The 11,654-nt window shown below is 64.3% G+C and carries 12 protein-coding genes; 1 reads left to right on the forward strand and 11 read right to left on the reverse strand.

The genetic code is table 11. The features are described 5' to 3' along the window. Window positions 1-109: 109 nt before the first annotated feature. Window positions 110-868 (forward strand): Crp/Fnr family transcriptional regulator, encoded by a 759-nt coding sequence (locus J2X76_RS11815; RefSeq protein WP_113125764.1) that lies wholly within the window; start codon window positions 110-112, stop codon window positions 866-868. A gap of 17 nt (window positions 869-885) precedes the next feature. Here the strand turns inward: J2X76_RS11815 and J2X76_RS11820 are convergent, their stop codons facing one another. The 11 genes from J2X76_RS11820 to J2X76_RS11870 form a co-directional block, all read right to left on the reverse strand. Then, window positions 886-1,341, reverse strand: coding sequence for a hypothetical protein (locus J2X76_RS11820; RefSeq protein ID WP_162732053.1), 456 nt, complete (start codon window positions 1,339-1,341; stop codon window positions 886-888). Further along, window positions 1,341-1,688 (reverse strand): YqjD family protein, encoded by a 348-nt coding sequence (locus tag J2X76_RS11825; protein ID WP_113125766.1) that lies wholly within the window; start codon window positions 1,686-1,688, stop codon window positions 1,341-1,343. Before J2X76_RS11825 ends, J2X76_RS11820 begins: the two co-directional genes overlap by 1 nt. A gap of 227 nt (window positions 1,689-1,915) precedes the next feature. Then, on the reverse strand, window positions 1,916-3,310 hold the full coding sequence (locus J2X76_RS11830) for an amidase (RefSeq protein WP_310216146.1): 1,395 nt from the start codon (window positions 3,308-3,310) through the stop codon (window positions 1,916-1,918). A 21-nt stretch (window positions 3,311-3,331) separates the two neighbouring features. Beyond that, window positions 3,332-4,150: an ABC transporter permease gene (locus tag J2X76_RS11835; RefSeq protein ID WP_310216149.1), complete on the reverse strand. Its 819-nt coding sequence runs from the start codon at window positions 4,148-4,150 to the stop codon at window positions 3,332-3,334. Between the two features lie 10 nt (window positions 4,151-4,160). Beyond that, window positions 4,161-5,111 carry an ABC transporter permease gene (locus J2X76_RS11840; RefSeq protein WP_113282671.1) on the reverse strand — a complete coding sequence of 317 codons (951 nt, stop codon included), beginning with the start codon at window positions 5,109-5,111 and terminating at the stop codon, window positions 4,161-4,163. A gap of 274 nt (window positions 5,112-5,385) precedes the next feature. After that, window positions 5,386-6,906, reverse strand: a complete 1,521-nt coding sequence (locus J2X76_RS11845) for an ABC transporter substrate-binding protein (RefSeq protein ID WP_405030015.1) — start codon at window positions 6,904-6,906, stop codon at window positions 5,386-5,388. A 152-nt stretch (window positions 6,907-7,058) separates the two neighbouring features. Next, window positions 7,059-7,988, reverse strand: a complete 930-nt coding sequence (locus J2X76_RS11850; RefSeq protein WP_113130330.1) for a LysR family transcriptional regulator — start codon at window positions 7,986-7,988, stop codon at window positions 7,059-7,061. Window positions 7,989-8,069: 81 nt separating this feature from the next. After that, window positions 8,070-8,819 (reverse strand): ABC transporter ATP-binding protein, encoded by a 750-nt coding sequence (locus J2X76_RS11855; protein WP_113282669.1) that lies wholly within the window; start codon window positions 8,817-8,819, stop codon window positions 8,070-8,072. Continuing rightward, entirely contained in the window at window positions 8,816-9,652 is an 837-nt protein-coding gene (locus tag J2X76_RS11860; protein ID WP_310216556.1) for an ABC transporter ATP-binding protein, read from the reverse strand. The genes J2X76_RS11855 and J2X76_RS11860 overlap by 4 nt, the downstream gene beginning before the upstream one ends. 5 nt (window positions 9,653-9,657) lie before the next feature. Beyond that, a complete protein-coding gene (locus J2X76_RS11865; protein WP_310216155.1) occupies window positions 9,658-10,602 on the reverse strand; it encodes an ABC transporter permease in 945 nt (314 codons plus the stop codon). Continuing rightward, window positions 10,599-11,603: an ABC transporter permease gene (locus J2X76_RS11870; RefSeq protein WP_405030016.1), complete on the reverse strand. Its 1,005-nt coding sequence runs from the start codon at window positions 11,601-11,603 to the stop codon at window positions 10,599-10,601. The genes J2X76_RS11865 and J2X76_RS11870 overlap by 4 nt, the downstream gene beginning before the upstream one ends. Between the last annotated feature and the right edge of the window lie 51 nt (window positions 11,604-11,654).

Consider the following 11,654-nt stretch of genomic DNA (forward strand, 5'->3'; position numbering starts at 1 on the left):
AACGAAATTCGGCTAGATCACCGAAAGAAAGTGTGGTCATTTAAAAAAGACACAGACGACATCCATACAGCCCTCTAATGTCCGCGGGTCCCACCTTTTCTTGAGTCCCATGGCCAATTCCAGACCTGTCCTTCCCACCCGCATACCCTGCGAGCAGTGTCCGCTGCGCCGGCGCCCCAGTTTCCGTGACTTCGCACCCGAGGAGCTGGCCTTCGTGTCGAGCTTCAAGATCGGCGAATTGCTGGCCGATCCGGGCATGTCGATCATGGTCGAAGGCGAACGCAACCCGCAACTCTATACGGTACTGTCCGGCTGGGGTTTTCGCTACAAGATCCTGGAGGACGGACGGCGGCAGATCCTCAACTACGTGCTGCCCGGCGACCTAGTCGGCCTGCAGGGTAATATCATGGTCGAGATGCAGCATTCCGTCGAGGCGCTGACGAAGATGACGCTCTGCATGTTCGAGCGCGACCGGCTTTCCACCCTGTTCCAGAACCACCCGTCGCTCGCCTACGACATCACCTGGCTCGCGGCGCGGGAGGAGTCCATGCTCGACGAGCATATCCTCAGTATCGGACGACGCACGGCACGCGAACGTGCAGCCTATCTGCTGGCATTCCTCGATGCGCGCGCCAGGGCGGCGGGTGCGGCCCCGGCGGACAAGCCTGCGCCCCTGCCGCTGACGCAGCAGCATGTGGCCGACACGCTGGGCCTGTCGCTCGTGCACACCAACAAGACGTTGCGCAAGCTCGTCGATCAGGGCTTGGTCCGCTGGCTCGATCGCGGTTGCGAGGTGCTGAACCGCGAGGGGCTTTATCAGGCCGCAGAATGGCGGCCGCCGGCGGAAGGCCGGCGGCCGTTCATCTAGACGATTTCACCGGCCCCCTATTCGGCCGGCTCGGAATATCGGCGGCTCGAAGCCCCCATGGTCTTCGTGGCAAGGAAACCGAGACCGCCAACGATCGCGACAAGCAGCAGCGGACGCGATTTGGCGAGCAGCGGCAATGCCGTCAGGGCTGCCGTCATCATCAGCGCCTTGGAGCTGTTGGATGCGGCGGCTTCCCGCTTGCGGCGCTGTTCGGCGCGATTGGCGATCACCACGCACAGATACATGATCAGCGCCAGGACGAGAGAGCCTCCGGCGACGGCAAGCAGCGCCAGCGGCGCCCCCCATATGCCGGCCAGATAGACCGCGAGCGCCGCAACCGCCAACCCGTAGGCCGTCAGCACGAACAGCAGCGCGAAGGCGTAGAGGATTGCGTTTCTTTTCAGCCTGCCCATCAGCGCCGCGATATCCATCGCGGCGAGCGAAGCCAAAAGCGGACCAAGTCCTGTCATCATCAGCGACGCGTCAGAAGCGCGAACAGGAAGCCAACGCCGGCGGCGATGGCGACGGCCTGGATAGGGTTGGTGCGGATCTGGCGCTCCAGGTCCTTTTCCATCGACAGGGCCTGATCGCGCGCGGCTTCCACCATCTGCATCGATGCGTCGGCGGCGTCGCTCGCAACCCGGCGGGCCTTGCCCTTGTATTCGCTGGCCTTGTCGTTGCCGACTGCGGCAACGCTGCGGGCGAGCGCTGCGATGTCCTCGCGGAGCTGCTGGATCTGGGCTTCGACATCCTTGCTGGCTGCCGAATTCGGGCCGGTGCCATTGCGGGCGAAGTCGGTGGTGGAGTTGGCTGCGGGCATATCGATCTCCTGTTTTGAGGACCTTAGAGGATGCGCGCCGGAAATGGCTTTGCGCGGAATCAAACGGCGTCAGAAACGTGGATCGGGATCGGTTTCCCAGGCGAATGCCGTGCAACCGGCACCCGCAGCTCGCTTCACGGTTCTTGTCGCCGGCGGTGAACGCGGCAAAAGCGTGATTGTTCCCGGCATGAATGTGCCGGGCCGGAAATATCCGGGGGCTGGCGGCCTCAGGCTGCCGGCGGTTCGGGCCAGGCGGTGACGCCGCCGGTCCATTGCTCGAAGGCCCGGGAGAGTTTCAGCACCATGAGGTCGTCGTAGCGCGGTCCCACGATCTGCAGGCCGATCGGCATGCCGGATTTCGAAAAGCCGCAATTGATCGAGGATGCCGGCTGTTCCGACATGTTCCACGGCACGGTGAAGCCGATATGCTCGAAGGGCAAAGCCGGATCGTTGGTTGGCGAGGCCCATTCCGCCGGATAGGAAACGATCGGGTTGGTCGGCGAAATCACCGCATCGACGGCGGTGAACAGGCGACCGCATGCCTTGCGCATCTCGATCGTCTGGTTGAAGCCGCGCACCGCCTCGACGCCCGAAATAGAGGTGCCGCCTTCCGCCCATTGGTAGATATAGGGCAGGATCAGCGCCCGGCGCTCCTGCGGCATCGTCTCGATATCGCCCCAGAACCGCGAGCGCCAGAAATTGTCCAGCCCATCGAGCATGACGCGGGTCATCACAGGCTCCACCGGAACGACGATCGCGCCCGCTTCCTCGAAGCGCTTCGCCGCGGCCACCACCGCATTGCGGACCTCTTCGTCGACGGCAAGGCCGATGCCGGCGTCGAGCATCAGGCCGATCTTCAACCCCTTCACGTCGATATCGAAATCCAGCCAGTCGAAATCGTTCGGCGGCAGCGAGGTACCGTCGCGCCAGTCGGGGCGCGACAGCGTCGCCATGGAATAGGCAGCGTCCTCCACCGTGCGGGTCATCGGCCCGGCGCAGCGCCCGACATAATAGGGATCGACCGGAATGCGGCCCTGGCTCGGCTTGAAGCCGAACAGCCCGGTCCAGCCGGCCGGCAGCCGCACCGAGCCGCCAATATCCGTACCGATATGCAGGGGCCCGAAACCAGCCGCACCGGCAGCCGATGCCCCAGCGCTGGAACCACCGGGATTCTGGGTCAGGTCCCAGGGGTTGCGGCTGAGCTGGTGGAAACTCGACAGGCCGGAAGAAAGCATGCCGTAATCCGGGCAAGTGGTCTTGGTGAAGATCACCGCGCCGTCTTCGCGCAATCGGGCCGCGATCGGCGCGTCCTCGGCGGCGGGCACCAGTTGGACAGCCGCCGTACCGAGCGGCACCGGCTGACCCTTGGTGGCGATCAGCTCCTTCAGCGTCACCGGTATGCCGTCGAGCAAGCCCAGCGTCTCGCCCTTCATCCAGCGGTCGGTGGAGGCCGCGGCCTGCGACCGCGCGCTCTCGGGATCGTAGAGGTAGAGCGCCTGCACATGCGGCTCGAAGGCGGCGACGCGGTCTTCCACCGCCAGCCAGTATTCCGAGGGGGAGAGTTTCCGGGCTGAATAAAGGGCGAGCAATTCACGGATCGTCAGTTTGAGCAGGTCATTCATGGCAATATCTTCATTTCGAAATCAGGAATTGTCGCGGGGATCGAGAAGATCGCGCAGGCCGTCGCCGAGCATGTTGAGGCCAAGCACGGCAAGCGCGATCGCCAGGCCCGGCATCAGCGCCAGCCAGGGTGCCTGGCCGAGAAAGGTCTGCGCATCCGCCAGCATCCGTCCCCAGGTCGGCGTCGGCGGTGGCATGCCGAGGCCGAGGAAGGACAGGCCTGCCTCGGTGAGGATGGCGAGACCCAGCTGGATCGTCACCTGTACGATGATCTGGTTGGAAATGTTCGGCAAGACATGCACGAGCGTGATCCTGGCTTTCGGCCGGCCCATGCTGACGGCGGCGGTGACATAATCCCGCGTCCAGATCTGCAGCGCAGCACCAAGGGCGAGCCGCGCAAAGACCGGCACCATGAAGGTGCCGATGGCGATGATCGCGGTGAACCGGCCCGAACCGATAAAGGCGCCGAGCATCATCGCCGACAGGATCGGCGGCACCGCGAAGACGATGTCGCAGCCGCGCATCACGACGAGTTCCAGCCAGCCGCGCCGCATGGCGACGACGACCCCGGTCGCCGTGCCGATGCTCGCACCGAGAAGTACGGCGAGAATGGAGGTCGACAGCGAATTCCACGCCCCGACCATCAGCATCGAGGCGACGTCGCGGCCGAACTGGTCGGTGCCGAGAAGGCCGAAATCCAGCGGGGCTTTCAGCTTGTGGACGATGTTCATCTTGGTCGGCGCAAACGGCGTCCAGACGAGAGAGAGGAGCGCCACGGCAAACAGCGCCAGCGTGATGGCGAGCCCGATGAGGAGGACGGGGCGGCGGAGGGCTCTTGTCATTGGGCCCGCCTCATTGCGCATTGGCCCTCAGGCGCGGATCGACCGCCAGATAGGCGAGATCGACCAGGAAATTCATCAGGATCACCAGGCCTGAGAAGAACAGCACGACATCCTGCATGACGATGATGTCGCGCTGGGAGAGCGCCTGATAGGCAAGCCGACCGAGGCCCGGCAGGTTGAAGACGTTTTCGACCAGAACCGCGCCGGCGATCAGGAAGGTGAATTGCAGCCCGAGCATGGTGAACACCGGCACCAGCGCATTGGGCACCGCATGCCGCCAGAGCGCCGTGCCTTCGCTGAGCCCCTTGGCGCGGGCGGTGCGCACGAAATCCTCGTTCATCACCTCCAGCACCGCGGCCCGCGCCACGCGCGTCAGCACGCCGGCCTGCGGCAGGGCGAGCGCCACGGCCGGCAGGAGGAGCGCCTTGAGGCCGGCGAACGGCCCGGCATCCCAGCCCGGAAACCCGCCGGCCGGCATCCAGCCGAGCATGGTCGAGAACAGGATGATCAAAAGCAGCCCGACCCAGAAGGCCGGCACCGCGATGCTGATATAGGAGAACAGGCCGGCCGCAAAATCGAACACGCCGTTATGTTTGCGCGCCGCCTGCACCCCGAGCGGAATGGCGATCGCGACCGAAAGGACGATGGCGATCAGCGCCAGCGGCAACGTGACCGCGAGGCGCTCGGCAATCAGCCCTGCAACCGGCACGCCATAGGTATAGGACTGCCCGAGATCGCCCCGGAAGACACCGGCGAGCCAGGCGAGGTAGCGAACTGGCAGCGGCTGGTCGAGGCCGAGCTGTTTCTGGAGCGCTGCCAGCGTTTCAGGGCTCGCAGACGTGCCCAGCATGATCGAGGCCGGATCGCCGGGAAGCAGGTCCATGACGGTGAAGATCAGCAGCGAGACGACGAGCAGCGTGATGGCGAGGCTGAGGACGCGGCGGATGAGGATGGAGATCATGGGCAGGCCACCATGCCGGCGCGGCAGTCTCCCAATGATCTCCCCCCTTGAGGGGGAGATGTCACCGAAGGTGACAGAGGGGGGTGGCGACGGTGCGGCAGATGCAGTGGCAGGAGAATATGTGGAGAGGTCACCCCCCTCTGCCCTGCCGGGCATCTCCCCCTCAAGGGGGGAGATCGGTATGCCGCCCCGATTTCGCCCCCACCGGACGCTTCGCGAGCCAGGTCCCCTCTCCCCGCAAGCGGGGAGAGGGTTAGGGTGAGGGGCAGATGCATCACTCTTCCCAATGCACATCCGTGAGCACGTTCGACGGGATCGGCTCGTTTTCCCACAATCCCTTCACCTTGCCGTCCCACACGCCGAGCTTCGGCATCACGAACAGGAAGAGCGATGGCACGTCGTTGGCGAGGATGGTCTGCGCCTCGCCATAGAGCTTTTCCTGCTCGGCGGCGCTCGAGGTCATCTCGACCTTTTTCAGCACCTCGTTGAAGGCCGGGTTCTTGTAGTTGAAATAGTAGGGATCGCGGGAATAGATGTCGATGTCCATCGGTTCCGCATGGGCGACGATGGTCATGTCGTAATCGGCGGCCTTCAGCACGTCCGCCACCCATTTCGCCGGGAATTCGGTGGTCTCGATGTTCATCGTCACGCCGATTTCCGCAAACATCGCCTGCAGCACCTGCGAGGTACGCTGCGCATAGGCCATCTGCGGCGCCTTGATGGTGAAGGTGAAGCCGTTCGGGAAGCCCGCTTCGGCGAGCAGCGCCTTCGCCTTGGCGGCGTCATAGGGATAGACGCCGGTCAGGTCCTTGTAGCCGCGGTCGTTCGGCGTGTAGTGGCTGCCGATCGGCGTGCCGAAGCCCGACCATGCGCCCTCGACGACGGTGGCGCGGTCGACGGCCATCATCAGCGCCTGGCGGACGCGCTTGTCGCTGAACGGCTTGCGGGTGTTGTTCATGCCAGCGACGACCTTGAGCTCGGTATTGCCGATGACGGTCGCCAGCCGCTTGTCGCCCTCGAAGGACTTGATCAGTTCCGGCGCGCCGAATTCCGGGAAGGCATCGACGTCGCCGGCCTTCAGCGCCGCGGCCTGGGCCTGCGGGTCGCTGATGAAGCGGAAGGCGGCGGTATCGAGCTTCAGCGATACGGCCTTGTTCCAGTAGTCGGCATTTTTGGCAAGATCGACCTTGGAGCCTTTCGACCAGCTGACGAACTTGAACGGGCCGGTACCGACCGGGGTCGTCTTGTTGTCGGCGGCGGATTTCGGCTCGACGATCGTCGAGGACGGCCAGCCGAGCCAGTAGAGCAGGCTGCCGGCCGGCTGCTTGAGCTTCAGGACAAGCGTCGCGGCATCCGGCGTCTCGATCGTATCGATCGAGGCGAAATAGCGCTTCTGCGGATTGACGCTGTCGGCGCCGCGGGCGCGGTCGATCGAAAACTTGGCGACCGAGCTGTCGAACGCAACGCCATTGTGGAACTTGACGCCCTGGCGAAGCTTGAACGTGTAGGTCAGGCCATCGGGCGAGATCTGCCAGCTTTCGGCAAGCTGCGGCTGGATCTTGCCGGCCTTGTCGATCGTCGTCAGGCCTTCGAAAATGTTCTGCCAGGTCACCTGGCCGATCGCGACCGGTGCGGCGATCGTCGGGTCGAGCCCGGCCGGCTCGATCGCCATGCCGATCGTGATCGCGGTCTTCGCCGCGGCCTCTGCGCCCGTCTGGCCCAGAAGCAGACCCGTGCTCATAGCCAGGCCAAAGGCCGCATTCTTCCATATGGTAGCAGAGCCCAAGAGCGTCATTCTGCCCATCCGTCATCCCCTTTTTTGGAACGAGACCCGCCTGATCGGCACCTGCGGGATCGTCGATTGCCAAAAGTGTGTCATTTCGCAGGTGCACACACAATGCAGAATTTTGTGTGCTCTGTGTAGCCGAAAACGCTACACAAACACATTTAAGCTGACGCTTTCCTGGGCGCGGATTTTCGGGTATCGGCGCCGCGCATGAAGCGCTCGATGAAGTCGACGAGCTTGCCTGCGGCAAACGAAAGCTGGCGGTCGGGTGCGACGCAGAGATCGATCGGGGTGCGCACTCCCTTGCCGGCCGCGATCGGCACGGCGGCAAGCTGCCCCGCGTCGATTTCCCGCTGCACCGCAAGTGCCGGCAGCAGCGTGACCGCCGCTCGGCGCAAAACCAGTTCCTTCAGCATTTCCAGCGAGCCGGTGACGAAGACGGGATCAAGCTCCAGCCCATCCTTGGCGAACAGCTCCTCAAAGGCCTGCCGGGCGCCAAAATTCTTGTCGGGGAGCGCGAGCGGCATGTGGACGAGGTCGCGCAGCGTCAGTTCCCTGGCGCCGGCAGACGGATGGTCCGCGGCCATGATGACGTCATAGGTGATCTCGGAGCGCAGCCGCACCTTTACGCCGGAGATTTTTGGCGCAAACAGCGTCACCACCAGATCGGCCTCGGCGGCGGCCAGCGCCTCGACCGCTTCGCGCGCGCTGGTGATCGCCACCTCGAACCGAAGCTTGGGATAACGCAGGCTGAATTCCGCCAGCACCGGGGCGATCAGGTTGGCGACGGTAGCGCCGTTGGCATAGATCACCACCTTGCCGCGCTGCAGGCCCTGCAGGTCGTCGATCAGCTGGTGGACGTGTTCAAGTTCGCGCAGCGTCTTCCCTGCCCGCGCCGCCAGAAGCTCGCCCGCCGCCGTCAGCTTGATGCCGCGATTGCTGCGCTCGACAAGCGGCGTTCCGAAATAATGCTCGAGGTTCTCGATCTGCCGGGACACGGCGGTCGCCGCCACGTTGAGGTTTTCGGCCGCCGCCCGCATGGAATTGGTACGGACCAGTTCGTCGAAATACATAAGCGCCCGAAGCTGCATGCGATCCTGCCGGCTAAAATATGTCACCAGAACACGGCGACCGGTTTCGGAATAGTGACATACATAAAATCAGGGCGCCCGTCAGCCGCGGCGGAAACCTTCGCTGGCGACGAGCAGCTGGCGGGTATAGTCGGCGGAAAACTCGCGGTTTTCCAGTGCTTTCCGCGGCACGGTCTCGACCACCTTGCCGTTTTTCATCACCGCCAGCCGTTCGCACATATGGCTGATAACGCCGAGATCGTGGCTGACCATCACGAAAGTGAGGTTGCGGTCGCGGCGCGCCTGCTCGAGCAGGTTCAAAATCTCGGCCTGGATCGAGGCATCGAGCGCCGAGGTCGGCTCGTCGAGCAGCAGGATTTTCGGTTCCAGGATCAGCGCCCGCGCGATCGCGATGCGCTGCCGCTGGCCGCCGGAAAGCTGGTGCGAATAACGGAAGCGGAAGCCCGAACCGAGACCCACCTCGTCCAGCGCGCGGTTGATGCGTGTCTCGATATCGGTGAACCCGTGGATGAGCAGCGGCTCTAGCAGCAGACGGTCGACCGTCTGGCGCGGATGCAGCGAACCATAGGGATCCTGGAACACCATCTGGACGGTGCGGTAGAATTCCTTGTCCCGCTTGCGACCGGAATAGGAGTGGCCGTTCACCGTAAGCGTGCCCTGATCGAACGAGGCAAGGCCGGAGACCGCCCGCAGCAGCGTGGATTTGCCGGAACCGGATTCGCCGACGATGCCGAAGGATTCGCCGGCGCCGATATCGAAGCTGACATGGTCGAGCGCGGTGAATTCATCATAGGTGACGACCATGTCGCGGATCGAAAGAGCCGATGTCATAGCGCCCACTCCGGCTTGCGGTCGAGGACGGGCAGCGGGTGCCGGTCGGAACCGATGGTCGGCAGGCAGTTGAGCAGCCCGCGCGTGTAAGGATGCTGCGCGTCGGCCAGATTGGCAGCCGGCAGTTCCTCGACGATCCGGCCGGCATACATGACGATGACGCGGTCGCAGAAGGAGGAGACGAGGCGGAGATCATGGGAGATGAAGATCAGCCCCATGCCGCGGTCGGCCACCAGCTTGTCGAGGATATCCAGCACTTCGAGCTGCACGGTGACATCGAGCGCCGAGGTCGGCTCGTCGGCGATCAGAAGTTCCGGGCCGCAGACCAGCATCATCGCGATCATCGCCCGCTGGCCCATGCCGCCGGACACTTCGTGCGGATAGAGCGAGAAGACCCGTTCCGGGTCGTTGATCTGCACCGCCTCCAGCATGGCGAGCGCCCGGGCCTTGGCCGCGGAGGTCGAAATCCGCTCATGCGTCTTCAGCGTCTCGACGATCTGCCGGCCGATGGTCATCACCGGGTTCAGCGAATATTTCGGATCCTGCAGGATCATCGCGACCTTCTTGCCGCGCAGATGGCGCCGCTCGCTCGCCCGCATCCTCAGGAGATCGCGGTCGCCGAAAGCGAGCTTTCGCGCGCTGATCTTCGCGTGGCCGGGCGTCAGGCCCATGATCGCACGGCCGGTCTGCGACTTGCCGGAGCCGGACTCGCCGACGATGCCGAGCCTCTCGCGGCCGAGCGCGAAGGAAACGCCGCGCACCGCCTGCACGTCGCCGGTGCGGGTCGGAAAGGTGACGCGCAGATCCTCGACCGTCAGAAGCGGTTTCCCCAACATTGTCATTGGCCGGCCTCCTTCGGGTCGAGCGCATCGCGCAGGCCGTCGCCGAGCAGGTTGAAGCCGAGGCTGACGATCAGGATCGCGACACCCGGCATGGCGGCGACCCACCACTGGTCGAGAATGAAGCGGCGGCCGGATGCGATCATCGCGCCCCATTCGGGAAGCGGCGGCTGGGCACCGAGGCCGAGGAAACCGAGGCCGGCCGCCGTCAGGATGATGCCCGCCATGTCGAGCGTGACACGCACAATCAGCGACGAGACGCAGAGCGGCATGACGTGGCGCAGCACGATGCGGAAGGGCGAGGCACCCATCAGCTTCACCGCCGCGATGAATTCCGAATTGCGGAAGGTCAGCGTCTCGGCGCGGGCGATACGCGCATAGGGCGGCCAGGAGGTGACGGCGATCGCCAGAATGGCGTTCTCGATGCCGGGGCCGAGCGCCGCCACCAGCGCCAGAGCCAGGACGAGCTTCGGGAAGGCGAGGAAAATGTCGGTGATCCGCATCAGCACCGCATCGACCCAGCCGCCGGCGTAACCGGAGACCGTGCCGACGATCAGGCCGATTGGCGCGGCGATGATCGCCACCAGCACGACGACCAGCAGCGTCAGCCGCGAGCCGTAGATCAGGCGCGAGAGAATGTCGCGGCCCTGGTCGTCGGTGCCGAGCAGGTAACCGGCGGTGCCGGGCGGCAAAAGCCGGGCATTGCGCAAATCCCCCTGCACAGGATTGTAGGGTGCCAGCAGGTCGGCGAAGGCCGCGACGAACAGCAGGAGGACGAGGATGGCGAGCCCGACGAGCGCCAGCCGGTTTTCGGCGAACCGCCGCCAGATCACATAGGCGCGACCTAAGCGCGCCTGGTGGCGGGAGGCCGGCCGGTCGGAAAGCAGCCATTCGCGGCTATAGGGCTTCGGGGTCTCGCCCAGGGTGATTGAGGGCCGGCTCATCGGTTTCGCGTCCTGGGGTCAAGCGTCCGATACAGAAGGTCGGAGAAGAGATTGATGCTGACGAAAACGACGCCGATGGCAATCGTACCGCCGAGCACCGCATTCATATCGGCATTCTGCAGCGAGTTGGTGATGTAGAGGCCGAGCCCCGGCCAGGAAAAGATCGTTTCCGTCAGCACCGAGCCCTCGAGCAGACCCGCATAGGACAGCGCGATGACCGTCACCAGCGGCACCGCAGCATTGCGCAATGCGTGGAACCAGATGATCCGCGTCTCCGATAATCCCTTTGCCCGCGCCGCCACCACATATTCCTGCGCCAGTTCGTTCAGCATGAAGGAACGGGTCATGCGGCTGATATAGGCGAGCGAGAAATAACCGAGCAGCGAGCCCGGCAGGATGATGTGACGGAACAGATCCCAGGCTACGTCCCATTGACCCTGCCAGATGGCATCCAGAAGGTAGAAGCCGGTTATCGGCGTGAACGTGTATTCGTAGACGATGTCGATGCGGCCCGGATAGGCAACCCAGTTGAGGCGCGCATAAAAGAGTACCAGCGACAGCAGGCCCAGCCAGAAGATCGGCACGGAATAGCCGATCAGGCCGATCACGCGAACGATCTGGTCGGCGATGCTTCCCCGCTTGACCGCCGCCAGCACCCCGAGCGGCACGCCGATGAGCGCCCCGATGATCGTGCCGATCGTGGCAAGCTCGACCGTTGCCGGAAACACCCGCGCGATATCGGCCATCACAGGATTGGTCGTCAGCACCGAGGTACCGAAATCGCCCGTCACGGCCTGTTTGAGATAGACCCAGAACTGCTGGTAGAGCGGCAGGTTGAGGCCGAGCTCTTCCCGCACCCTCTCCACCACATGCGCCGGCGCCCGGTCGCCGACGATAGCGAGTGCCGGATCGATCGGCACGACGCGGCCGATAAAGAAGGTGACGGCCAGGAGGCCGAGAAATGTGGTGGCCGCGGTCACGATGAACCGCAGCAATACCATTGTTGTAGACGATGCACGGCGCCGTCTGCGCCGTGTCGCGGATGTCGTATC

This window comes from Neorhizobium sp. 2083 (genome assembly GCF_031455615.1).
Classification (GTDB): domain Bacteria; phylum Pseudomonadota; class Alphaproteobacteria; order Rhizobiales; family Rhizobiaceae; genus Neorhizobium.